The organism is Saccharopolyspora phatthalungensis, assembly GCF_014203395.1.
Lineage (GTDB): Bacteria > Actinomycetota > Actinomycetes > Mycobacteriales > Pseudonocardiaceae > Saccharopolyspora > Saccharopolyspora phatthalungensis.
In genome coordinates, this window is sequence record NZ_JACHIW010000002.1 from 355003 (window position 1) to 378342 (window position 23340).

22 protein-coding genes and 1 pseudogene are annotated in these 23340 nt (G+C 69.2%); 13 read left to right on the forward strand and 10 right to left on the reverse strand.

What is annotated here, in order from left to right; genetic code table 11:
* Positions 1-24: 24 nt before the first annotated feature.
* From BJ970_RS28595 to BJ970_RS28630, 9 genes are read right to left on the reverse strand one after another with little or no spacing between them, the layout of a single operon-like run.
* Complete coding sequence (locus tag BJ970_RS28595; RefSeq protein WP_184730000.1) at positions 25-888, reverse strand: carbon-nitrogen hydrolase family protein; 864 nt, start codon at positions 886-888, stop codon at positions 25-27.
* The gene (locus tag BJ970_RS37200; RefSeq protein ID WP_221468300.1) at positions 879-1280 is read right to left on the reverse strand and encodes a zinc-binding metallopeptidase family protein; all 402 of its coding nucleotides are present in this window, start codon (positions 1278-1280) and stop codon (positions 879-881) included. Before BJ970_RS37200 ends, BJ970_RS28595 begins: the two co-directional genes overlap by 10 nt.
* Positions 1267-2097, reverse strand: coding sequence for a M20 family metallopeptidase (locus BJ970_RS28600; RefSeq protein WP_221468301.1), 831 nt, complete (start codon positions 2095-2097; stop codon positions 1267-1269). The genes BJ970_RS37200 and BJ970_RS28600 overlap by 14 nt, the downstream gene beginning before the upstream one ends.
* 29 nt (positions 2098-2126) lie before the next feature.
* The gene (locus tag BJ970_RS28605) at positions 2127-3263 is read right to left on the reverse strand and encodes a mandelate racemase/muconate lactonizing enzyme family protein (RefSeq protein WP_221468302.1); all 1137 of its coding nucleotides are present in this window, start codon (positions 3261-3263) and stop codon (positions 2127-2129) included.
* Complete coding sequence (locus BJ970_RS28610) at positions 3260-4489, reverse strand: aminotransferase class I/II-fold pyridoxal phosphate-dependent enzyme (protein WP_184730002.1); 1230 nt, start codon at positions 4487-4489, stop codon at positions 3260-3262. Before BJ970_RS28610 ends, BJ970_RS28605 begins: the two co-directional genes overlap by 4 nt.
* Before the next feature lie 14 nt (positions 4490-4503).
* Entirely contained in the window at positions 4504-5235 is a 732-nt protein-coding gene (locus tag BJ970_RS28615) for a GntR family transcriptional regulator (protein WP_312864514.1), read from the reverse strand.
* Between the two features lie 5 nt (positions 5236-5240).
* On the reverse strand, positions 5241-6032 hold the full coding sequence (locus BJ970_RS28620; protein ID WP_184730004.1) for an amino acid ABC transporter ATP-binding protein: 792 nt from the start codon (positions 6030-6032) through the stop codon (positions 5241-5243).
* Positions 6029-6733 carry an amino acid ABC transporter permease gene (locus BJ970_RS28625; RefSeq protein WP_184730006.1) on the reverse strand — a complete coding sequence of 235 codons (705 nt, stop codon included), beginning with the start codon at positions 6731-6733 and terminating at the stop codon, positions 6029-6031. The genes BJ970_RS28620 and BJ970_RS28625 overlap by 4 nt, the downstream gene beginning before the upstream one ends.
* A gap of 1 nt (position 6734) precedes the next feature.
* The gene (locus BJ970_RS28630) at positions 6735-7625 is read right to left on the reverse strand and encodes an ABC transporter substrate-binding protein (RefSeq protein ID WP_312864515.1); all 891 of its coding nucleotides are present in this window, start codon (positions 7623-7625) and stop codon (positions 6735-6737) included.
* A 292-nt stretch (positions 7626-7917) separates the two neighbouring features.
* Here BJ970_RS28630 and BJ970_RS28635 point away from each other — a divergent pair, with 292 nt between their 5' ends.
* From BJ970_RS28635 to BJ970_RS28700, 13 genes and pseudogenes are all read left to right on the forward strand, one after another.
* Positions 7918-8364, forward strand: a complete 447-nt coding sequence (locus BJ970_RS28635; RefSeq protein WP_312864516.1) for a helix-turn-helix transcriptional regulator — start codon at positions 7918-7920, stop codon at positions 8362-8364.
* A 5-nt stretch (positions 8365-8369) separates the two neighbouring features.
* Positions 8370-8780 carry a VOC family protein gene (locus BJ970_RS28640; RefSeq protein WP_184730010.1) on the forward strand — a complete coding sequence of 137 codons (411 nt, stop codon included), beginning with the start codon at positions 8370-8372 and terminating at the stop codon, positions 8778-8780.
* Positions 8781-9149: 369 nt separating this feature from the next.
* The gene (locus BJ970_RS28645; RefSeq protein WP_221468303.1) at positions 9150-11534 is read left to right on the forward strand and encodes an ATP-binding cassette domain-containing protein; all 2385 of its coding nucleotides are present in this window, start codon (positions 9150-9152) and stop codon (positions 11532-11534) included.
* A gap of 410 nt (positions 11535-11944) precedes the next feature.
* Positions 11945-12535, forward strand: coding sequence for a G/U mismatch-specific DNA glycosylase (mug, locus tag BJ970_RS28650; RefSeq protein ID WP_184730012.1), 591 nt, complete (start codon positions 11945-11947; stop codon positions 12533-12535).
* Positions 12536-12767: 232 nt separating this feature from the next.
* Entirely contained in the window at positions 12768-13220 is a 453-nt protein-coding gene (locus tag BJ970_RS28655) for a hypothetical protein (RefSeq protein WP_184730014.1), read from the forward strand.
* A 679-nt stretch (positions 13221-13899) separates the two neighbouring features.
* Positions 13900-14940, forward strand: a complete 1041-nt coding sequence (locus BJ970_RS28660) for a s-methyl-5-thioribose-1-phosphate isomerase (protein ID WP_184730016.1) — start codon at positions 13900-13902, stop codon at positions 14938-14940.
* Entirely contained in the window at positions 14937-15656 is a 720-nt protein-coding gene (mtnC, locus tag BJ970_RS28665; RefSeq protein WP_184730018.1) for an acireductone synthase, read from the forward strand. Before BJ970_RS28660 ends, mtnC begins: the two co-directional genes overlap by 4 nt.
* Positions 15657-15658: 2 nt before the next feature.
* Entirely contained in the window at positions 15659-16279 is a 621-nt protein-coding gene (gene mtnB / locus BJ970_RS28670; protein WP_376775179.1) for a methylthioribulose 1-phosphate dehydratase, read from the forward strand.
* Complete coding sequence (locus BJ970_RS28675; protein WP_184730022.1) at positions 16276-16851, forward strand: 1,2-dihydroxy-3-keto-5-methylthiopentene dioxygenase; 576 nt, start codon at positions 16276-16278, stop codon at positions 16849-16851. The genes mtnB and BJ970_RS28675 overlap by 4 nt, the downstream gene beginning before the upstream one ends.
* Positions 16852-17576: 725 nt before the next feature.
* Positions 17577-17750: pseudogene (locus BJ970_RS39105) on the forward strand (AMP-dependent synthetase); the annotation flags it as partial.
* A gap of 106 nt (positions 17751-17856) precedes the next feature.
* On the forward strand, positions 17857-19707 hold the full coding sequence (locus BJ970_RS39110; protein ID WP_281399687.1) for an AMP-binding protein: 1851 nt from the start codon (positions 17857-17859) through the stop codon (positions 19705-19707).
* Positions 19708-20124: 417 nt separating this feature from the next.
* A complete protein-coding gene (locus BJ970_RS28695; protein ID WP_221468304.1) occupies positions 20125-20655 on the forward strand; it encodes a CocE/NonD family hydrolase C-terminal non-catalytic domain-containing protein in 531 nt (176 codons plus the stop codon).
* A 227-nt stretch (positions 20656-20882) separates the two neighbouring features.
* Positions 20883-22100: a GDSL-type esterase/lipase family protein gene (locus BJ970_RS28700; RefSeq protein ID WP_184730026.1), complete on the forward strand. Its 1218-nt coding sequence runs from the start codon at positions 20883-20885 to the stop codon at positions 22098-22100.
* A gap of 32 nt (positions 22101-22132) precedes the next feature.
* Here the strand turns inward: BJ970_RS28700 and BJ970_RS28705 are convergent, their stop codons facing one another.
* Complete coding sequence (locus BJ970_RS28705; protein ID WP_184730028.1) at positions 22133-23308, reverse strand: macrolide family glycosyltransferase; 1176 nt, start codon at positions 23306-23308, stop codon at positions 22133-22135.
* Positions 23309-23340: the final 32 nt, after the last annotated feature.

The window sequence follows — 23340 nt, forward strand, 5'->3', positions numbered from 1 at the left end:
CGCCTTTCCAGGGTCGTATGGCGATCAGGCGTCCAGGATGATCCGATGTGGACTCGCGGTAGGTCGGGCCGGCAGCAGATCGGTACGCAGCTCGGCCAGGTACGGCAACCTTTTTCGGGCAGCGGCGATCGCCAGCGGGTCGATGTCGACGGCGGTGATTCCGGGTTCGGCTCCGGTTGTGGTCAGCTGGTCGCCGGTGGGGCCCCAGGCTCCGCTGCACCCGAAGTAGCGTTCACCGGCCACCTCGCCGATGGCGTTGGCCACGACCGTGTAGACGGTGTTCTCCACGGCGCGCGCCGGGTGGTAGATGCGGTAGCGGGGTTGTGTTGCTCCGGCGGCGAAAGCCGAGCTGAAGACGAGGGCGTCGGCGCCGGCCCGGGCGTATGCCCGGCCGAACTCCGGGAAACCCGCGTCGTAGCAGATGCCGACGCCGAATGCGAGGCCGCCGAGTTCGGCGACCACCAGCGCGTCGCCGGGTGCGAAGGCCTGCTGCTCCGGGCCCCACAGGTGGGCCTTGGCGTAGCTGCCGCGCACGCGTCCTCGGGTGTCGATGGCGACGACCGAGTTGTACGGACGCCCGCCAGGGAGCCCGGGCACTGCCGCTCCCAGCAGCACCGCGATTCCCTCGCGCGAGCACGCCTGCGTCAGCGGTGCCAGCGGCGAACTATCGTCCGGCGCTCGTCCGGCAGGTGGCAGCGGCAGCACCCATGAGTCGGCGTCGGAGGCGATCGCGGCGGGGTCGTAACCGCAGGCGAACAATTCCGGCAGCACGAGCATCCGCGCCCCGGCCGCGCCCGCCGCATCGGCGAGTCCGGCTGCCCGCAGCAGGTTGTCGGCGATCTTGCCCGCGGCGGCTTCGGCTTGCCCCAGCGCGATCCTCACTGCCACCAGGTGCTCCCCGGCGAAAGCAGGTGCGTGAAAACTCCACGGTATTTCCCCACTGCCGCGCGGAGTTCACCGACCGCGATGTACTCGTCGACGGCGTGCATGACCTCCAGCAGTCCCGGCCCGCACACCAGCGCGGGGACCCCGGCGGAGCGGAAGTGTGTCATGTCGCAGTTGACCGTCAGCCCTCCCGGCTCCCCGTCCGCTCCGGCCGCCACCAGCGCTTCGCGGCAGGCTCGCACGAACGGCGCGTCGGTCGGTGTTTCCGACGGCCCACCCGTGCTGGGCGCGCATTCCGCGATCCGAGCCCGCGCCCCGGTGCCGGCGGCGTTGAAGTCCCGCAACACGGCGTCGATACCGGCCAGCACCTCGCCGGGATCCTCACCGGGCAGCATGCGTCGGTCGAGGGTGATGCGGCAGCGGTTCGGGCACCGCGTTCGGCGCCTCTCCCCCGCCGATCAGCACGGGGGTGCAGGTGGGCGAGCCGAGCAAGGGGTGCCGGATGGCTTCCAGCCCCTGGCTGTAGCCGTCGAGCGCGGCGAGCACCGCACCGGCGGCGTTGACGGCGTTGACGCCCTGCTTGGGCGTGGCCGCGTGCGCTGCGACCCCGACCACTTCGATCACCGGGCGGATCGATCCTTTGTGGGCGGTCAGCGGCCGCATGCCGGTGGGCTCACCGATGATGACGGCATCCGGCAGGTCGTCGGCCTGCGCCAGTTCCGAGAGCAGGTGGCGAGCACCGGTGGAGCCACCCTCCTCGTCGGACACGGCGGTGTAGACGAGTTCGCCGATCAGCGGCGCACCGCCTTCAGCGGCGACCAACTCCGCCGCGGCGCAGGCCATCGCGGCCAGTGCTCCTTTGGCGTCTGCCGCTCCGCGGCCGTAGAGTTTCCCGTCGCGCACAGTGGGTTCGAACGGTTCGCTGGTCCAGCCCGGCCCTGCCGGAACGACGTCCAGGTGGGAGTTGACCATCAGCTTCGGGCCGTGTTCGGCGAACCGGCGGCGCGCGAGCAGGTTGACCCGGCCGGGCCCGAGTTCGTCGATGTCGACGGCGAATCCGGCGGCGTCGAGGTAGCCGGCGAGCACCTGGGCGCTGGTGCGCTCTTCCCCGGTGGGTGTCGTCGAATCGCAGGCGACCAGGGCGCTCAGCAGTTCCAGGACGCCGTTGACCGATGTCGCGGCCGTGGTGGGGTTCTCGGCGGTCGTGGTCATGTCGTGGGTCCTTCCGGTGGTGCGTGGGATCAGGCGGGGACGGCCAACGGCGTGCCGACCGGCGTCATCTCGGGCGGGGGCAGCGGCTGGGTTCCCAGGCCGGGACCGGGCGGGAGGAGCACGGACCCGCCTTGCAGTTGCAGTCCTGCGGTGATGTCGCGCGCGACGTTCGCGCACCCCCACAGTTCGGCGACCTGGACCCGAAGGCCCGCTGCCAGGTGCGCAGTGGCGGCGCAGCCGAGCCGGCCGCAGTCCATCTGGCCAAGACCCACCTGCAATCCCGTTGCGCGGGCCCGGGTGATCGCGGCGGCCAGCGCGGTGACCGTGCCGGTCTTCTCCAGCTTCAAATGGACTCCGTCGACCGCGTCGGCGGCGGCCAGCGCGGCGACGGATGCCTCGTCGCGAGCGGACTCGTCAGCCCAGATCGGCACCCTCGCCGCGGCCCGCACCCTGGCGAGTTCGCCGATGTCGCCGGGCGCGACGGGTTGCTCCAACCACGCGACTCCGCAGTCGGCGAGCCAGGCCGTCGCCTCGATCGCCTCGGCGGCGTCCCAGGCGCCGTTGGCGTCGGCGGCCAGGGCGACCGCGCCGTCGCCCGCGACGCGGTCCGCAGCGCGGCGAATCGTGCGCAGGCGTTCGCGGTCGAGGTCGCAGCCCACCCGGATCTTGATCCGGCTGAAGCCCGCCTCGGCCGCGGCGACGGCCTGGGCGTGTGCTTCTTGCGGAGCGCAGAAGCCGATCGCGGCGTGCGTGGGTAACCGATCGGGCAGTTCTGTGTCTCCGGACAGCGATGCGCACAGCCGACGCCCTTCGGATCGGGCCCGCGCGTCGCGCCACGCGATGTCCAATCCCGCTGCCGCGAGCCGGCAACGCCCGGTCAGCGCCGTGGTCAGGCCGGCCACGTCCGCCCACCGCGGGTCGCCGGCGGCCGGTAGCGCGGCCAGCGCGGCGGTGATGGACGTCGTGTCGCAGCCGGTGGCGTAGGCGCCGTTGCCGCGCATCTCGGCCCAGCCGGTGCTGCCGTCGGCGAGGCGCACCTGGAAGACCACTTCCTGCAACTCACCGACATCGGCGGTGCTGTGCCGGAGCCGGACGCGCAGGGGCAGGCGCACCACCGCATACCAGGCTCCGATCACCGCGGGCGCGGTGGACTCCGCCGGTGTCACGGCCGCGGTGCCACGCGCGCGACGACGTCGAGGATGCGGTCCAGCGCGGCGTCCCACACGGCCTCGTCCTGCGCGAAGCACAGCCGCATGTGCCCGGACCCGGCGGGACCGAACTGGTAGCCGGGGTTGACCACCACTCCGGCGTCCTTTTTCAGCGTCAGCGCGACATCCTGGTCGCAGGCGCCGGTGAGCACCTCCGGGAACACGTAGGCCGTGCCGAAGCTGGGCCGCACCCGCATCACCGAGGAGGCGTTGATCTTCGCCACGGTGGTGTTGCGCAATGCTTCGTATTCCTTGATCCGCTGGCCGACGAACTCGCCGTCGTCGCCGATCCAGCGGCCGAGCAGGTGCTGGGCGTAGGACGGGGCCCGCAGGGCGGTGCAGGACTGCACGTCCTCCATGGCCTCGACCAGTTTCGCCGGTGCCACCGCAACGCCCAGCCGGTAGCCCGACAGCGACTCGGTCTTCGACGGGCCGAGCAGCGTGACGGTGCGCTGCGCCATCCCGTCTTTGGCGGCCAGGTGGAAGAACTCCTCGCCGTCGTAAACCAGCCGCGAGTACAGCTCGTCGGCGATGACGTGGAAGTCGTAACGCTGCGCCAGCTCGGAGATGGCGTCGATGGTGTCCGCGCCGTAGATCGCACCGGTCGGGTTGTTGGGGTGGGAGAAGACCAGTAACCGCGGCCGCTGCTTCGCGGCGTCCTCCAGCGCCTGCAGGTCCAGGGCCGGCCGTGGGCGGCCGTGACCCGCCGGGGACTGCGGCCACAGCATCGGGATCCGCAGCACCCGCGCACCGAAGTAGCGCAGCATGCGCTCGGTCGACAGGTAGTCCGGGTCGGGCAGCAGGACCAGGTCGCCGGGCGAGATGAGGGAGGCCAGCGCGGTGAACAGCGCTCCCTGGGTGCCGGGAGTCAGGATCACCTCGGCGGCGCCGGTCGTCGGGATGCCCAGCGCAGTGGAGACGTTGTGCGCCACCGATTCCCGGACGCCTCGATCACCCCGGTAGGGGGTGTAGGTCATGCCGTCCCCGCCGGCGGCCGCGCTGAATGTCGGCAGCGCCCACTCCGGCGGCGGGAACCGGTGCGTATCGGCGTAGGTGGCATCCAGCAGGCCGTCCGGGCCGGGTGCGTTCTCCAGCTCCCGCTCGGCGTCGCGCAGCGAAACGCCGATCTGGTCGGCGAGCTCGGGCATCGCCAGGCGGTTGATGGCTTCGGGTAAACCGGACATGTGAAACGAATTCCTCACTGTTGATCTCTGCTTCGGTCGGAATGCGCCGGGCCGGACAGCAGATGGGCGAGCACCTCAAGCCCGCCGAGCACGTGAGCCCTGGTCAGATCGGCGAATGTCGCGGCGTCGCCGCTGCGCAGAGCCGCCATCATGGCCGTGTGCTCGGCCAAGGAGTTCTGGACCCGGTCCACGTCGGCCAGATAGAGCGCGACGTAGCGGTCGCTCTTGGTGCGGAGTTGTTCGAGCGCGACCGTCGAAGCCGGCATCCCCGCCAACGCGTAGATCGCGCCGTGGAAGCGGCGGTCCAGGACGCTGACCCGGGCCCGGTCACCCGCTGCGGCGGCCTGTCGCTGTTCGGCCAGCAACGCCTCGATCTCTTCGAGCGCCGAGACGTCCCCGCTGACTTCGGCGACGGTCCGCGCCGCCGCCTCGGCCAACATCGCCTCCAGCGCGGCACGCCCGTGGTAGACGTCCGCGGCGTCGTTCAGCGACACCTCGGCGACCGTCCACCGCTGATGCGGCCGGTCCACGACCAGGCCCTCGCTGGCCAGCCTAGACAGTGCGTGGCGCAGTGGAACCCGGCTGATGCCAAGCTCGGTGGCCAGCCGTTCCTGCGAGAGCTGCTCGCCTGGTTCGAGCGTGCCGGCCAGGATCCACTGCCGCAGCTGCTGGTAGGCCCAGTCCTGTTTGCGCAGGCTGATCGGAATGGTGAACCGGGTGGCCATCGCCGCTGGGTTCTCGCCCACCGGCCTCACCCGCCCAGGACCTGGTCGAGGAACGCGCGGGTGCGTTCGTGGTCGGGGTTGGTGAACACCGTGTCGGCCGGGCCTTCTTCGACCAGCCGGCCGGCGTCCATGAACACCACGCGATCGGCGCTGCGCCGGGCGAATCCCATTTCGTGGGTGACGACGACGATCGTCATGCCCGCCGCGGCGAGATCGCGCATGACGGCCAGAACCTCGCGGGTGAACTCCGGGTCCAGCGCCGAGGTCGGCTCGTCGAAGAGCATCAGCTCCGGCGACATCCCCAGCGCCCGGGCGATCGCCACTCGCTGCTGCTGCCCACCGGAGAGCTCGAAGGGGAAGTGCTCGCAGTGCTCACCCAAACCGACGCGTTCCAGCAGTTCCCGCGCCGCGGCACGGGCCGCGGACTTGGCCACCCCACGCACCTTCATCGGCGCGAGCGCGACGTTGTCCACAGCGGACAGATGCGGGAACAGGTTGAACTGCTGGAAAACCATCCCGATCCGGCCGCCGAAGGCCCGCGGCGGGGCGTCGGGCAGCGACATCGTTTCGCCGCGGAAGCGCACCGTCCCGCTCTGCACCGGTTCGAGCCCGGCCAGACAGCGCAGCAAGGTCGACTTCCCGGCCCCCGACGGGCCGAGGAGCGCGACCGTCTGCCCTTGCCGCACCGAGATGCTCACCTCGGATACGACGGGTGTGCCGTGGTAGGAGCGTGTGATGGTCTCGGCCGCGACCACCACGTCGGCGGACTCGGTCGAGCCGACCGGGCCACCTGCGGAAACCGCGTCTACTTTGCTCATGTCGCGTTCACCACCGCAGTAGCGCCAACAGGGGTTCTGCGGCGGGCGGCGGCCCGCCGGGTGATGTCCAGCCGCCGTTCCAGCGTCGCGGCCGCGAAGGTGAACACCGTGGTCAGCACCAGGTAATGCGCCGCGGCCGCGCCGAGCGCCGAGACGTAGTCGAAGTCGGCCGCGGCTTGGCGCTGCGCGGTCAGCAGCAGGTCCTGCACGCTGACCACCGAGGCCAGCGCGGATGTCTTGAGCATCCCGATGAACTGGTTGCCGGTGGGCGGCAGGATCAGGCGGGCCGCCTGCGGCAGCACCACCCAGCGCGTGATCTTGGCCTCGCTCATCCCCAACATGCGGGCGGCGGTTCGCTGGCCCCGGTCCACGCCGAGCAGGCCGCCGCGCACGATCTCGGCCATGTAGGCGGCCTCGTTGAGGCTCAACGCCACCACGGCGCAGGTGAACGGGCTGAAGTTCAAGCCCCACAGCGGAAGGACGTTGAACACGAAGATCAGCTGAAGCAGCACCGGCGTACCGCGGAAGACCCAGATGTAGCCGTCGACCACCCAGCGCAGCGGCGGCACCGGACTGGCCTTGGCCAGCGCGAGGACCAGCCCGCCGGCGACGCCGAGCAGCATGGACACGATCGTCAGCGCGAACGTCAGTCCCGATGCGGCCAGGAAGTCCGTCGAGAAGACCTTCTCCAGGAATCCCATGTCAGTTGCCCGCCCCCGTGGTCGGCGACGGCTGGGGGGCGGTTCCGGCGAAGTAGTTCACCTCGGGCGGCAGGTCGTATTTGGCGAGCAGTTCCTGGTATTTGCCGGAGGCGACGAACTTGTCCAAGGCGGCCTTGATCGCATTCGCGGTGTTCGTATCGCCCTTGCGGACCGCGATGCCGATCTTCGTGCCCACCTTGAACGTACCGGCGATCGCGAACTCTCCCTTGGTCTGGGCGAGGGTGTAGGCGGCACCGGGCGTGGAGGTGTCGAAGGTGTCCGCCCGGCCGCTGCGAACGGCCAGCAGCGCGTCCTGGTTGCTGGGCAGCGCCATGATCGTCATCGGCGGCAGCCCACGCTTGGTCAGGTCCGCGTTGAACTCGTTCATGTAGGTCTCGCCGATGGCGCCGCGGGTGACCGCGACCGTCTTGCCGCTGAGGTCATCGGGGATGCGGGTGATGCCCTTCGGGTTGCCCTTGGGCACGAGCATCGATTCGCCGATCACCAGGTACGGGATGAAGTCCACCTGCTGCTGGCGTTGCGGCGTCATGTACATGGCGGAGTTGATGATGTCGACTCGTTTGCCCTGCAAGGCCGGGATCAGCCCGTCGAAGTCGACATCCATGGGCTCGGGTTTCAATCCCATGTACCCGGCGAGGGCTTGGGCCATTTCGATGTCGAATCCGGTGGGCTTGCCGCCATCACCCTTGAACTCGAACGGCGGGAACGTGGCGGCGGTGCCGTAGGTCAGCGAACCGCTGTCGACCAGCCCGGCCGGTGCGGCGACTTCGGCCGGTGGTGACGTCGTGTTCCCGGCACTGCTGCATCCGGCCACTGTGGCGAGTAGAAGCGCGGCCGCGGCGGCGGTCGCACTGCGCAATCGAAGAAGCACGGGACCTCGCTAGGTGTTTGAGCACGTCAGCGCAATCTGTATCCAGTAGCATGGATCCTGGTTGCTCTTGATGTCACCGGTATTCCTCGCCGGTTACCAAACTGTGTCCATTCCGCTCGCGGCCTCGCCCAGGCCGCATTCACGATTCAGCGGCCCGGAATGACCGCCTCGACGCACGCGATGCGAACAAGCGCGATCTGCGCGGGGCGGGATGCCAACGACACTGGGCAACTGCGGCACTGGGCAATTCCGACACTGGGCAACTGCGGCGCGACGTGGCACGATCCCGCAGGTGACCAGACCCGCTGCGGCAGAACGCCTGCGCGACCTCGCGCGGCTGCGCCGCGTCCGCGACCGGATCGACCGCGAATACGCGCAGCCGCTGGATGTCGAGGCGCTCGCCCGCGGCGTGAACATGTCGGCCGGGCACCTCAGCCGCCAGTTCCGGCTCGCCTACGGCGAGTCGCCCTACGCCTATCTGATGACGCGGCGCATCGAGCGCGCGATGGCGCTGCTGCGTCGTGGCGACCTCAGCGTCACCGAGGTCTGTTTCGCGGTCGGCTGCGCGTCGCTGGGCACCTTCAGCACTCGCTTCACCGACCTGGTCGGTATGCCGCCCAGCACCTACCGGCGCCACGCGGCGCGCGCGACGGCCGGGTTGCCCTCGTGCGTGGCCAAACAGGTGACCAGACCGGTCAGGAATCGAGAAGCGCGGGTCACGGAGCCGCAACTAGCCTGACCAGCATGGACATCACCATTTACGCGAGCTTCCTCCCGCACAACGACCCGGACGCCGCCCTGGCTTTCTATCGCGACACCCTCGGCTTCGAGGTCCGCATGGACGTCGGATACGCCGGGATGCGCTGGATCACGGTCGGCCCCGCCGACCAGCCCGGCACCTCCATCGTCCTGACACCGCCCGGGGCCGACCCGGGCATCACCGACGACGAGCGCCGCACCATCACCGAGATGATGGCCAAGGGAACCTACGGCGCCATCCTCCTGGCCACCAAGGACCTCGACGGCACCTTCGAGCGGCTGCAAGCCAGCGACGTCGAGGTCGTCCAGGAACCGACCGAGCAGCCGTACGGGGTTCGCGACTGCGCCGTCCGCGACCCCTCGGGCAACCTGATCCGCATTCAGCAGCGGGGCTGAGCCGTCCGGCGATCTCGGTCATGACCTGCACAGACGGCACCGTGACCGAGCCCGCGCACGGTGCCGGTGGCCGCCGGCACCGACCCCGATGGCAACGTCGCCGAGTTGCCGTGACGACCGGTGAGCGCCCGAGCCCGGCTGCCGCGCGCAGCGTCGTCGCGACACCGAGCATCGGGTCACTCCACGCGCAGGGCTCGGCGCGCGGTGAACGAGAGGCCGCGAGCTGATGCGCGACCGACAGCAGACCGTTGCCGGCGACCGCGCCGACCAAGGAGAAACAGACGTAGCGCTCGAAGCTAGATCGAGCCAGGCGACGCCGACGGAGACCGCGAAGACGGGTCCCGCCAAATAGATGGAGACACGATAAGCATGGCCACGAGGACGAACACGCAGTCGCCTGCGCTGCACGTTGCCGACAGCCACGATCTGATCCGCGTGCACGGCGCGCGCGAGAACAACCTCAAGGACGTCAGCATTGAGATCCCCAAGCGCCGGCTGACGGTGTTCACCGGCGTCTCCGGCTCGGGCAAGAGCTCTCTGGTGTTCGCCACGATCGCCGCGGAGTCGCAGCGGCTGATCAACGAGACTTACAGCGCTTTCGTGCAGGGCTTCATGCCGACGCTGCCGCGGCCCGAAGTCGACGTACTCGAAGGGCTGACCACCGCGATCATCGTCGACCAGCAGCGGATGGGGGCCGACGCCCGCTCCACGGTCGGCACCGCCACCGACGCCAACGCGATGCTGCGCATCCTCTTCAGCCGACTCGGCAGGCCGCACATCGGCTCGCCCAACGCGTTCTCCTTCAACGTCCCCTCGGTCCGAGCAAGCGGTGCGATCACGGTCGAACGCGGTGCCGGCAAGACCGTGCGGCAGACCTTCACCCGCACCGGCGGCATGTGTCCGCGCTGTGAAGGCCGGGGCACGGTCTCCGATATCGACCTCACCCAGCTCTACGACGACTCCAAGTCGATCGCCGAGGGCGCGTTCACCATCCCCGGCTGGAAGTCGGACAGCTGGTGGACAGTGCGGGTCTACGCCGAGTCGGGCTTCCTCGACCCGGACAAGCCGATCCGCAAGTACACCAAGAAGGAGATGCAGGATTTCCTCTACCGGGAGCCGACCAAGGTGAAGGTCGAGGGCGTGAACCTCACCTACGAGGGGCTGATCCCGAAGGTCCAGAAGTCGTTTCTGTCCAAGGACAAGGAGGCGCTGCAACCGCATATCCGGGCGTTCGTGGAGCGGGCGGTGACGTTCACCGACTGCCCTGAGTGCGATGGCACCCGGCTCAGCGAGGCGGCCAGGTCGTCGAAGATCAAGGGGATCAACATCGCCGACGCCTGCGCGATGCAGATCAGCGACCTGGCCGAATGGGTCCGCGGCCTGGACGAGCCGTCGGTGGCGCCGCTGCTGGCCGCGCTGCACCACACACTTGAGTCGTTCGTGGAGATCGGGCTGGGTTACCTTTCTCTCGACCGGCCGTCGGGCACGCTGTCGGGCGGCGAGGCGCAGCGCACCAAGATGATCCGCCACCTCGGTTCCTCGCTGACCGACGCCACCTACGTCTTCGACGAGCCCACCACGGGCTTGCACCCCCATGACATCCAGCGGATGAACGACCTGCTGCTGCGGCTGCGGGACAAGGGCAACACGGTGCTGGTCGTGGAGCACGAGCCGGAGACGATCGCGATCGCCGACCACGTCGTCGACCTGGGCCCCGGCGCTGGCACGGCGGGCGGCACCGTCTGTTTCGAGGGCCCTGTCGAGGGGCTGCGGGCCAGCGGCACCATCACCGGCCGCCATTTCGACGACCGGGCCGCCCTCAAGGAGACGGTGCGCACCCCCACCGGCATGCTGGAGATCCGTGGCGCGACGACGCACAACCTGCGCAAGGTCGACGTCGACATCCCGCTCGGGGTGCTTGCCGTCGTCACCGGGGTCGCCGGTTCTGGCAAGAGCTCGCTCGTGCACGGATCGGTCCCCGCCGACTCGGGTGTGGTGTCGATCGACCAGGCCGCGATCCGCGGCTCGCGGCGCAGCAACCCGGCGACCTACACCGGACTGCTCGACCCGATCCGCAAGGCCTTCGCGAAGGCCAACGGCGTGAAGCCGGCGCTGTTCAGCGCCAACTCCGCGGGCGCCTGCCCCAACTGCAACGGCGCCGGCGTCATCCACACCGACCTGACGATGATGACCGGCGTCACCACGACCTGCGAGGAATGTGAGGGCAAGCGGTTCGAGGCATCGGTGCTGGACCACCACCTCGGCGGCCTCGACATCAGCGAGGTGCTCGCGATGTCGGTGACCGAGGCCGAGGAGTTCTTCGGCGCAGGCGAGGCGCGCACGCCGGCCGCGCACCGCATCCTCGGCCGGCTCGCCGACGTCGGGCTCGGCTACCTCAGCCTCGGCCAGCCGCTCACCACGCTGTCCGGCGGCGAGCGGCAGCGGCTCAAGCTGGCCGTCCAGATGGCTGAGAAGGGCGGCGTCTACGTGCTCGACGAGCCGACCACCGGCCTGCACCTCGCCGATGTCGAGCAGTTGCTGGGCCTGCTCGACCGGCTCGTCGACTCCGGCAAGTCGGTCATCGTCATCGAGCACCACCAGGCGGTCATGGCCCACGCCGACTGGATCATCGACCTCGGCCCGGGCGCCGGGCACGACGGCGGCCGGATCGTCTTCGAGGGCACGCCCGCTGACCTCGTCGCCGCCCGCTCCACCCTGACCGGCGAGCACCTCGCGGCCTACGTCGGCACCTGATCAAGGCCCTTCGCGGACCCCGTGGGACGAGTTTTCTGATCTGGTTCGGCTCGTCCCACTCCGGGACCGACACGAGAGGCCGCGGCAGTCCGCCACGCCTCAAGCACCCTCGGGAGCGTCGGCCGTCTCGGGGCCCTGAGCTGTTTCCAGCGGTCGTTCTTCCCAATAGGTCTCCGGACACGGCCCCTTCGAGCAGCGAGGCCCTGACCGGGCCCCGCGCACCTTTGATTTCGCCAGTGCCGAGACGACGTGGTTACCCTCGGTGCCGGTCACCGGATCCCGGTCACGCCGACGACCGTAGAATCTCCAGTTAGGTCCAGGTTATTTTTCGTGTCCGTCGCGGATCCGGTTCGGGGCTCGGTGGTCTCCGGGCAAGGTCCGTTGCCGGTAGCGGGAACCGGAGGTGGGAGTTGACGGGAAACCGGCCCAGTGCGCAGGAGTTGGCCGCGGCGGAGGGGGCGAGGATTCCCGACGTCCTCTCGCCCGGTTTGCGGGTGTTGTTCTGCGGGATCAATCCGGGGTTGTGGTCGGGGGCCACGGGGTTCCATTTCGCGCGGCCGGGCAACAGGTTCTGGCCCGCGCTGCATGCCGCCGGGTTCACCCCGCGCCTGCTGCACCCGCACGAGCAGGCTGAGCTGCTGGATTTCGGGTTGGGCATCACCAACGTCGTGGCACGGGCCAGTGCGCGGGCCGCCGAGCTCTCCGATGACGAGTTGCGGGCCGGTGGGCAGGTATTGGTCGAGAAGGTGCGGCGGTTTCGGCCCGCGTGGGTTGCCGTGGTGGGGATCACGGCCTACCGGGTGGCCTTCGGTGAGCGCCGGGCGACGGTGGGGCCGCAGGACCGGCGGATCGAGGACACCAAAGTGTGGGTGCTGCCCAACCCCAGTGGGCTCAACGCGCATTGGACGGCGGGCACGCTGGCGGCGGAGTTCGGGCAGTTGCGGCAGGTCACGATGGCCGACGGGCCGTCGAAGTCCGCATTCGGCGACAGGCGCCCCTGATTCGACGCAGGGCCGGGTCCGGACCATGTCGGCGGTTCGGGTTTCGCCCATTGCTCTCCGGATCTTGATTACACCGGATGCCCGCGCCAGCACTCGGAGTGATCATGCGACGAGAGCTCGGGAACACGGGGGTGTGCTTTATCTGTCCGTTACCGGTAGGGTCTGATCCGCCGGTGCGGGAAGCCCCAAATCCGGTGACATTGGCCATTTTGCCCCCGCAGAGTCGATACGGATGACTATTCAAGACGACCTTGCTCGACCGTGGTTCCAGCCCGTGGTCCCATCGGAAGCGCAGCAGCCGCCACCGAACCCGGGGCCGCCCACTACCCGCTTCGCAGGCCAACTCCCCCTCGACGAGGCGGTCGTGCCGACCCGTCCGCCAGCCCCGCCACCGCCGGCGGCCAGCCCGGCGCGGGTGGAAGTGACCCAGCCCTACATTCCCGCGATCCGCGATGAGCAGCCCGAGTTCGCCAAGCGCCTCCACCCCGAAGCGCCGCCCCCGGATGCGGGGTTGACGGGCCCGCAGCCGCAGGTAGCGGCGCCGACCGAGCGGATCAAGCCGGTCACGCCGGCGGCGTCGACTCCGGCCGCGCCGGTGAAGAAGCGCAGCCTGGTGCGCCGAGTGGTGCGCCGGATCATCGGTCCCGATCTGCTCCGCAAGGATCCGCCGAAGAAGCGGCGGTAGGCAGTGCGCAGGCAGTGGCCTTGGCACTGGCGCAGACCTGCATCCTGCGCCGGTGCCAAGGCCACTGTCGTTGACGGGCTCGGCCCTGCCGCCTTCGAAGCCTGGTAGATCCGGCCACTGTGGACACACCGGCGGTGTTTGGCCGGTGGCGAACGTTTTTGGCTTCGCGGTCGGTGATGTGGCGGATCGTGAGCACGATGCCGGGAGGTTTCCGGTCCCCCGGGGACCGCTCTGGAAGGCTGAACGCCGCCGGGAGGAAAACCTAAACCGACACCCTCCAGGTCATCACCGACGGCATTGCGGAACACCGCGCCGCACTACCAGTAGGTGGGTGATGGACCGGGTGGGTCGGGAGTCGATCAACGGTCGACCTCCAGGATCTCGCGCCCTTAGCGGGGGCCGGGTGCGCGCCAGAGCGGCTCGGGCTCGGAAGTGGTGGCTCGAGTCGGCCTCGGCGCGGCCTTGGGGTGAAGTCCCGGAATGGGGTGCGGCTGCGCTTGCGGTCCCGGTGTCGCCGGAGCACGCACCATCCGATCATGGCCGATACCGGCACCCTCACAAACCCCGCGGGGCGGCGGGGCGCTGCCCGCGATGTGGAGGCCTTGCCAGCACTGGGTCCGGAATCGATACCCTGGGTAAAGATTTCAGTTCCCGTACGCCGAGAATGCCGGGGAGTTCGATGCCGCCACCTGCCGCGCATCCGGGGTTGCCGACGCTGGCCGACAGCGTGCGGCTGGCCGAGGACGGGGTGCACCTGCTGGATCGCCGTGTGTTCCCGTTCGAGCGCCGGTGGGTGCATGCCCGCACGGTCGAGGAGGTCGCCGGGGCGATCGAGGACATGGTGACCCAGTCCTCTGGGCCGTACTTCGCGGTGCTGTGGGGCATGGTGCTGGCCGCGCGCGAGGTCGCCGACCGGGATCCGGACACCGCTCGCAAGCACCTGCGGGGCGCCGGTGAGCGGTTGATCGCCACCCGGCCGACCAACGACCAGCCGCGCAAGGCCGTGGAGTGGGTCATGGCGGCGGTGGCCGCCGGCGGCGACGATGTGGCGGCGGCGGCACTGGCCGGCGCGCGGGCCGGGGATGCCGACTACCGGCAACGCAGCGCCGCGATGGGCCGCGCCGGTGCGGCGCTGCTTCCGGAGCAGCCACGAATCCTGACGCACTGCTGGGGGGATCTGTACCTGGTCGGGCTTGTCGAGGCGGCGTTGGAACTGGGCAAGCACTTGTCATTCGTGTGCACCGAGACCCGCCCGTACCTGCAGGGCGCGCGGTTGACCGCCGAGACGCTGGCGGAGATGGGCGTGGACACCACGGTGGTCACCGACGGCATGCCGGCGTCGTTGATGCGGGCGGGCCAGATCGATGCGCTGGTGACCGCCAGCGACCGGGTCACCATGGACGGTCACGTGATCAACAAGGTGGGCACGTTGCAGCTGGCGGTGGCCGCACACGCCTTCGGCGTGCCCTTCCACGCGTTGTGCCACGCCCCGGATCCCGCTTCGGCCACCGGCGCCGATGTGCCGATCGAGTTCCGTGACGGCGATGAGGTGCTGCACACCTTGGGGCGGCGCAGCGCAAGCGAGCGGGTGCGGGGCCTGTACCCGGCCTTCGACGTCACCGACCCGCGGTTCGTGACCACGGTGGTCACCGACCGGGGCGCGTTCGGGCCGGACCGGGTGCACGAGTACTGGAACGAGGAACAGGGGACGGCACCGTGAGCGTGCGTGTCGCGGCCCGCTGGGTCGTGCTGGATATCGAGGGGACGTTGACCGCCACCAGCCAGGTGCACGTGGTGCTTTACGACTACGCGCGGCCGCGGCTGGGGCCGTGGATCGACAAGCACCTCGACGATCCTGTGGTGGCCGAGGCGGTGGCGCAGGTCAGGGCCGAGGCCGGGCTGGGAACGCAGGCCACCACAGGCGAGGTGGTGGCGGTCCTGCACGGCTGGATGGACGCCGACCGCAAGGCCACCCCGTTGAAGACGTTGCAGGGGTTGATCTGGGCCGACGGGTACGCCCGTGGGGAGCTGACCACCGACTACTTCCAGGATGTGGTGCCGGCGTTGCGTTCGTGGCGGGCGCGGGAGCTGGGGCTGGCGGTGTTCTCCTCGGGTTCGGTGGCCGGGCAGATCGCGTCGTTTTCCAACACGACTTCAGGCGATCTGCGGGGACTTTTCGCGCACCACTTCGACACGGTCAACGCCGGGCCCAAACGAGAGCGCGGCTCCTACGCGGCGATCGCCCAAAGGCTGCGGGCAGATGCGGGCCAGATCGCGTTCTTCTCGGACGTGCCCGCAGAACTGGATGCCGCCGCGGCCGCGGGCTGGCAGACCGTGGGCGTGGCGAGAGGCGGGGAACCGTTCGCCGACGCCGATTTCGGGGCGCATCCGGTGGTGTCCGGTTTCGATCAGGTCGAACTCGGGGTGATCGAGTGAGCATCGGGCTGGAACCGGCCGGGGCGGCGCTGGCCGCGGAGTCGGCGCGGCTGGCCGGGCTGGGCTGGATGCGCGGCACCTCCGGCAACTTGTCGGTGACGTTGCGCCAGGATCCGCTTCGCCTTGCGGTGACCGCCAGCGGCCTGGACAAGGGCGAGCTGAGCGCGTCGGATGTGGTGGTCGTGGACGCCTCCGGCGCTGCGGTGCCCGATCAGCCCAATCCCGCGCAGCGGCCCTCGGCGGAGGCGGGGTTGCACGCGCGGATCGCGGCGGTGGCCGGCGCGGGGGCGGTGGTGCATGTGCACATGCTCTCGGCGGTGGTGGCAGGCCAGCGCTGGCCCGGTGGCGTGGTGCTGCGGGATCTGGAGATGCTCAAGGGTCTCGGGCGCCGTGATGACGACGTGATGAGGATTCCGGTGGTGCCCAACAGTCAGGACATGGGCGTGCTGGGGGATGCGTTCGAGGCGGGGTTCAACGCCGCGACACCCGCGGTGATCGTGGCGCGGCATGGCCTGTACGTGTGGGGAAGGGATCTGGTGCAGGCCCGGCACCGCACGGAATGCTTGGAGTGGTTGTTCCAGTTCACCTTGGCCACGAACGGATTCCAGGAGGTGGTTTCATGACGTTGCTGACCGTGTGGCCGGACACCGATCCCGGCGCCGTGGAGTTGCGCAGCGAGGAAGCCGGCGAGATCGCCGATGTCCTCAAGCAGTTCGGGGTGCGGTTCCAGCGCTGGGAGCTCAAGGAGCTGCCCGCGGATGCGTCTCCGGATGACGTGCTGGCGGCCTATCGCGCCGAGGTCGCCGAGGTCATCGACGCCGAGGGCTACATCAAGGTGGACGCGGCGGTGATGGCCCCGCGCGACGATGATCCGGAGTGGGCGCAGCAGGCCAGGGCGGCGCGGGAGAAGTTCCTGTCCGAGCACACCCACGACGATGACGAGGACCGGTTCTTCGCCCGTGGCGCCGGAGTTTTCTACCTGCACATCGGGACGAAGGTGTACGCGGTGCTGTGCGAGGCGGGTGATCTGTTGAGCGTGCCGGCCAACACCACGCACTGGTTCGACATGGGGACCCGCCCGGATTTCGTGGCGATCCGGTTCTTCCACGACGAGGACGGCTGGGTAGGCGATTTCTGCGGTACCGACACCGCGCAGCGGTTCGCGTCGTTCGACGAGTTGATGGCTTCGCGCTGAGCCATCGGCGTCGGGTGCGGGTCCGTCCCGCGCCCGGCGCGTTGTCGTGAAGTCGTTCGGTTGCGGGCGCACCTCGGCCCGTCCGTCCCGCACCGCAGGCGCATCCGGGCTGGATCTTCCGGAGTCCGGGGCCAGGAACACGGCCGAAACCGGCGCCCGCGCTTTCGGTGCAGGGGCATTGGCTGGTCAACGAAATCTCCGCGCCGAAGCGACTCTGGAAACTCGCAGAGCGCCGGCCAGGGGCCGGCGACCGCCGAGGCGGCGATCTACCTGCGCGCGATCTTCGGGTATGACGCGCCGGGTCGGACCTGGAGACGCTGGTCGACCGGGTGCTCGGCACGCCCTGACCCTCTCACGTCCGCCGGAGGACCCCATGCAGGAAAACGTGCGTTAACGGCATCCCACACGCACAACCTCAAGGGGTCGCCGCAGTACTCAGGAAATTCGGCGTATATGCCTGTTCCAGCGCGGGGATCTTGGCGGTCAGCGCGCGCCTTCCGAACCGAGCGGCGGCGGTTCGGGTCATATTGACTGCCCGAAAAACTTGAAAGAATGCGGAGTTCGCCGCAACCGGCGAAATTTGATCAACAATCGTCGTTGCGCACCAAACGGCGCTTCGACACCCGCTGACGCGTTCTCCTCGGATGCAGTGCACCAGGACAGAATCCCACCCGCATCTCCCGATTGAGGTCGCCAGCCAGCTTCCGGAGGGAAATCAGCCGACGATGTTCGGGAATCTCGTCGAACGACTGGCCTCGCTGGCCGAACGCAACAACTGGACGCACCGGACCGCCTATGTCGCGGATGGCCTCCAGTATTCGTACGGCGACGTTCACGAGGGGGCCGGGCGTGCCGCCGCCGCGCTGCTGGAGGCCGGGCTGATGCCAGGCGACCGGGTACTGCTGGCCCTGCCGGACGGCATCGACTTCGTCTGGTCGTTCCTGGGGGCGCTGCAGGCCCGGGCTGGTCGCGATCCCGGTCAACACCGACCTGCACGTCGACGAGCTGCGCAAGGCAGCGGAGATCGCCAATCCCGCGGCGGTGATCTGCGCTCCCGCGCTGACGTCCCGGTTCAACGCGCTCGTCATCGACCCGGACAAGCTGCGCGCCCCCGGTCAGGCGCCGTACTTCACCGGCGGCACCGACGTGGCAGGCTTCGGCTTGTTCACGTCGGGAACGACCGGTGACCCGAAGCTGTGCTTCCACACCCACGCCGATCCCGAGATTTTCGAACAGGCGACCAATTCCGCGTTCCGGCTGACGGAGGACGATGTCTGCTTCTCCGTGTCGCGGATGTACTTCGGGTTCGGCCTTGGTAATTCCCTCTTCCTGCCGCTGAGCCGGGGCGCGACAACCGTTCTGCGGTCGGTGCGGGCGACGGCTGACGTGGCGCTGGGAATCATCGCGGAGCACCGGGTCTCGGTCTTCTACGGCCAGCCGAGCTTCTACGCGAAGATGCTGCAAACGCCGGACGACAGCGGACGCCTCGCGTCCCTGCGGCTCGCCGTCTGCGGCGGCGAGGTCGTACCCGAGTCGCAGGAGACCCAGTTCCGCGCGACGCTCGGCAGCCGGTTCCTGAATGTCTTCGGTACCACGGAGGTCGGCTACGCGCTGGTCGCCAACACCCCCGGGGCGTGGCGGGACCGCCGCGTCGGCAAAATCCTGCCGCCATACCGGCTGCGCGTGGTGGACGAGGATGGCGCCTCGGTGGCGGCGGGCGAACCGGGCCTGCTCCAGGTCGCCGGACCCACAATCTCGCTCGGCGTGCGCAAGGGCGATGAGCCGCCGCGTCGACTCGCCGACGAGTGGTACGCCACAGGCGACTCGGCGACCGTGGACGAGGACGGCTTCCTGACCGTGCACGGCCGGGTCGACGACATCGAGGTCGTGGGCGGGACGAATGTGCACCCGATCGAGGTGGAGGAGTTCTTCCTGCGCCACGCCGCAGTGCGTGAGGTGGCTGTCTGTTCGGTCCGGCGCCCAGTCGGCAACTCGACGCTGCGCGCCTACGTCGTGCTCGTCAGCGGCGTGAGCGACCACGATCAGGTGGCAGCGGAGCTGATTACCGCCGCCCAGGAATCGCTCACCTGGTACAAGGTTCCCGAGGACGTTGTCATCGTGCCGGAGCTGCCACGCAACTCGAACGGCAAGGTGAAGCGCACTGCGGTACGGAAGATGGCCGAGTTGGACGTCGGCTTCCAGCTCGTGGCCCGGCACCTCGACACTACCGACCGGCCCGCCGAGTTCGAGCTGCTCGGCCACAGCTGGGACCTCCTGCCGGAGGTGTTCGCTCCCATCCACACGGCTTCGACCGAGCTGTTCTCCGACTGGCTCCCTTACCCGGCGGGAGGCTCGTTCCTGGAGATCGGGTGCGGGGCGGGCGTTACGGCCGTGCTGGCCGCGCTGCGTGGCTGCGCGCGGGTGGCCGCCGTCGATATCAGCGGCCAAGCAGCCGCAAACACCGCGCTCAATGCCACCCGGCACGGTGTCGGCGACCGCGTGTCGGTCCACCAGGGCGACCTGTTCGACCCGCTCGACCGGGACGACCGCTTCGACGTCATCTTCTGGAACTCCAACGTCATCCCGACGCCCGAGCACTTCGACTACTCGCACGACATCGAGCACGCCATCTTCGACCGCGACTACCGCGCGCACCGACGCTACCTGGCGGAGGGCATGCAGCGGCTCACTCCCGGTGGGGTGTTGTTGCTGGGCTTCAATAGCCTCGGCGACCGCGTGCGGCTCGACAGCATCGCCGCCGAGTTGGGGCTTAAGTTAATCGAATACCGGGGTGAGGCCCGCCACTCAGGCCACGTTGCGGTGACGTTCCAGCTGCTCCAGGTGGTCAAGCGTTAATACTGCGACGGCTTTGAGGTGAGGGGGCAGCCGCGTCCGTCGGTAAGACCAGACATGCTCGGGGCCGGGCAGCTAGCGGCGAACCAGGTTGATCAACAATCCGCGTATCTCGGGTAACGCGTAACCGATCATGCCCTGCTCGTTGGTGACGATTCCCCTTTCGCGGCAAGAGCTTTGGCCGCCGCCAGCCATGACGTGCCTCGCCTCATACTGCGCTACCAGCGCATCTTGGTCCAGCTCGCCGAGCCCGATGAAGTCGTGCGGGGGACCTTGTCGCGCAATGCGACGGCCATCTGCCGGGGATTCGGCTCGTCGTCCTCATCCCCACCGGCATCGTCCCAACACCTCGTGCGGCGCACCGAGTCGCCGCGCGGCTTGAGCCTGGTAAGTACCGGTAGTGGTTGATCCGGAGTTCATTTGCGCAGAGTCTCCTTCTCGTGCGTGTTCGGGTTCGGCCTGGCCGAACACGCGCCGAGTGAACGGCAACGGGCGCAGTTCACCGCTCGTTCGGAAGGGTTGATGTTCACCCTGCCCGCGGTCGAGCACGACGTGGAGTTCACCGGCCCAGCGGCGATGAAGCTGTTCGTGTCCTCCAGCACCGAGGACGCGGACCTGTTCGTCACGGTGCACCTGTTCGACCCCAGCGGCACCGAGGTGCTGTTCTCCGCCGCGTCCGAGCCGAACGCACCGGTCTCCCAGGGCTGGTTGCGGATGTCGCACCGGGAAGTGGACCCCGAGTTGTCGCTGCCGTACCGGTCGTGGCACCGGCACACCACGATCTCGCCCCTGGTCCCGGGACACATCTACGAGGCCGACGTCGAGATCTGGCCGCTGTCCATCGTCGTTCCGGCCGGGTACCGCCTCGGCGTGTCGGTGCGCGGCCAGGACTACATCCACCCTGCCCCCGGGCCCGCACGGCATGCGGGGCAGCGGACCGTTCTGGCATGAACTCCCCGGCGACCGCGACAACCCTGTCTACAGTGGACTAATCACCCTGCACAGCGCGGACGAGCGACGCCCATACCTGCTGCTGCCCCTGATCCCGGCAGCAGACCACGTCGCGTGAACGGCTCGATGGAACTCACAACAGCCGCTCCAGCCGAGCCCGCTGCATCCGACCCGACTCGTGCACCGCTAAGTTTGTTGATCGGGTATTCGGTTGACAAACTGAGATCATGAACCGCCAGTACGACGAACCCGTGCCCGGCTCCGCGACCACGCCCCGGGCGACAGCCTGGATCAGCACTCCCGTCACCGCCGAACTCCTGCGCGGCGCGCTCGACCTGGAACGCACCGAGCACGGTGCGCTGCCGCATCGACTGCCTGCCCGGGCCCGCGCCCAGTGCGCCGACGGGCAGCTGGCCATGGCGGAGGCCCAGTCTTCCGGCGTACGGCTGGTGTTTCGTACGCGGGCCGTGGCCATCGAGTTGGACACGCTTCGCACCAAGATGGCCTACCGGGGCGCCCCGCCCCGTCCGGACGGCGTGTACGACCTGCTCGTCGACGGCCACTTGGCCGGCCGGGGCAGTGTGACCGGCGGCAACATCCTGATGGTGGACATGGCCACCGGGTCTGCGGAAACCCGGCCGGGACCGGTCGGCACCGTCCGGTTCACCGGTCTGCCCGACCGCGAGAAGGACATCGAGATCTGGTTGCCGCACAACGAGATCACCCAGCTGGTCGCCCTGCGCACCGACGCCCCCGTCGAGGCCGCAGCGCAGGCCGGCCGCAGGGTGTGGTTGCACCACGGCAGTTCGATCAGCCACGGTTCCAATGCCGCCAGCCCCACCACGACCTGGCCGGCGCTGGCCGCCTCGCTGGGCGGTGTGGACCTGATCAACCTCGGTCTGAGCGGCAGTGCCCTGCTCGATGCGTTCACCGCCCGCGCCCTGCGGGACACCCCCGCGGACCTGATCAGCGTCAAGATCGGCATCAACCTGGTCAACAGCGATCTGATGCGGCTGCGTGCCTTCACCCCGGCGGTGCACGGCTTCCTCGACACCATCCGCGACGGGCATCCTGCCACGCCGCTGCTGGTCGTCTCGCCCATTCACTGCCCCATCCATGAGGACACGCCCGGCCCCAGTGCCCCGGACTTCAGCAACCTCAGCACCGGGACGCTGCAGTTCCGGGCCACGGGCGACCCTGCGGAACGCGCTGCAGGGAAGCTGACGCTCAACGTCATCCGCGACGAACTGGGCCGCATCGTGAAGCAGCGGGCGGCCGATGATCCCCATCTGCACTACCTCGATGGCCGCGGCCTCTACGGCGAGGCGGACTTCGCCGAGCTCCCGCTGCCCGACCAGCTCCACCCGGACGCGGCCACACATCGCCGCATCGGCGAACGCTTCGCCAAGCTCACCTTCGCTACCGGCGGACCATTCGCCGCCTAGCAAGCGCTGCCAACCGGTAAAAGCCCGGGCCTTCAGGACAGGTGTTCCTCCAGGGCATCGGCTCCGGCGACGGCACCGCCGCAATCGTGAATGATCTGGCGCATCCCGTCGAGGTGGGCGCGAACCTGTTCGTCGGCGGCCACCTCGTCGACGGCGGCGCGCAGGTCGGCGGCAGTGAGGGTGCCGGAGTTCAGCCGGCGGCCGAGGCCGAGCTCTTCGACGCGGGCGGCGTTGGCGGCCTGTTCGGGCATCTGCGGCACGGCCACCAGCGGCACCCCGGCGTGCAGGGATTCCATAGTGGAGTTCATGCCGGTGTGCGACAGGAAGACGGCGGCGTGGCGCAGGACTGCGGGCTGCGGGAACGAGGGGCGCACGTCGAAATTGGCCGGGACCGGGCCGAGCTCGCTCGCGTCGAGGTGCTGACCGGTGGACATCGCGACCTGCCAGGGGCTGTCGGCGAAGGCCGCAAAGCACATCCGGTAGAAATCCGGGCGGTTGTTGAACGCGGTGCCCAGCGAGATGAACAGCAGCGGGGCGTGCGGATCGCGGGGCTGCCAGGGTACTTCGGCCCGGTCACCGAGCAACGGGCCGAGGAAGCGGAACCGCTGATCGAAGGTGTCCGCGCTGAGCTGGAACTCGCGCGGCAGGAACACCAGGTTCAGTCCGGCGGGCGGCGCGCCGACCGGCGGGTAGGCGTGCACGCCGAACTCGGCGCCCAGCTGCTGGATCCGACGGCCGAACTCGGCGAATACCTCGACGGGGAACTCGGCGTTGCTGTCGGAGAGGGCATCGCGCAGCGAGAAGTTCTCGTTCGAGGCGAAGTTGGGCACCAACGCGATCTCGGGCACGCCGAGTTTCTCGGCCAGCATGCGTCCGATCGTGGTCATCACGTCGAAGCACACGGCATCCGGCTTGTCGGCGTGGAATCGTTTCTCCAGCATCGGGAAGCTGGCCTGAATGTCATCGAGCATGAACCGCATCAGCCCCGCTAACCGCTGCGGGCCGAACTGGTCCTGCTGCGGAATTTTCGGCATTTCGGTGGGCAGTTCGACGACCTCGGCGCCCGTGGTTTCCACGGTGGAGGCCATTTCGTGACCAACGGCGTAGCTGACCCGGTGGCCGCGCCGCAGCAGTTCGGTCACCAGCGGCAGGGTGGGGTTGACGTGGCCCGTGGCGGGCATGCTGACGAAGACGAAGTGCTTTTCCATCATTCCTCGTGAGGGACATGCGCGTGTCGCGC

Excerpts from the sequence above, each read along its gene's own strand:
- BJ970_RS37200 (WP_221468300.1), bottom strand. The coding sequence starts at position 1,280 with ATGCTGCCCGGTGAGGATCCCGGCGAGGTGCTGGCCGGTATCGACGCC.
- BJ970_RS28600 (WP_221468301.1), bottom strand. The coding sequence starts at position 2,097 with ATGACCACGACCGCCGAGAACCCCACCACGGCCGCGACATCGGTCAAC.
- BJ970_RS28610 (WP_184730002.1), bottom strand. The coding sequence starts at position 4,489 with ATGTCCGGTTTACCCGAAGCCATCAACCGCCTGGCGATGCCCGAGCTC.
- BJ970_RS28620 (WP_184730004.1), bottom strand. The coding sequence starts at position 6,032 with ATGAGCAAAGTAGACGCGGTTTCCGCAGGTGGCCCGGTCGGCTCGACC.
- BJ970_RS28625 (WP_184730006.1), bottom strand. The coding sequence starts at position 6,733 with ATGGGATTCCTGGAGAAGGTCTTCTCGACGGACTTCCTGGCCGCATCG.
- BJ970_RS28640 (WP_184730010.1), top strand. The coding sequence starts at position 8,370 with ATGGACATCACCATTTACGCGAGCTTCCTCCCGCACAACGACCCGGAC.
- BJ970_RS28645 (WP_221468303.1), top strand. The coding sequence starts at position 9,150 with ATGGCCACGAGGACGAACACGCAGTCGCCTGCGCTGCACGTTGCCGAC.
- BJ970_RS28655 (WP_184730014.1), top strand. The coding sequence starts at position 12,768 with ATGACTATTCAAGACGACCTTGCTCGACCGTGGTTCCAGCCCGTGGTC.
- BJ970_RS28660 (WP_184730016.1), top strand. The coding sequence starts at position 13,900 with ATGCCGCCACCTGCCGCGCATCCGGGGTTGCCGACGCTGGCCGACAGC.
- BJ970_RS28675 (WP_184730022.1), top strand. The coding sequence starts at position 16,276 with ATGACGTTGCTGACCGTGTGGCCGGACACCGATCCCGGCGCCGTGGAG.
- BJ970_RS28700 (WP_184730026.1), top strand. The coding sequence starts at position 20,883 with ATGAACCGCCAGTACGACGAACCCGTGCCCGGCTCCGCGACCACGCCC.
- BJ970_RS28705 (WP_184730028.1), bottom strand. The coding sequence starts at position 23,308 with ATGGAAAAGCACTTCGTCTTCGTCAGCATGCCCGCCACGGGCCACGTC.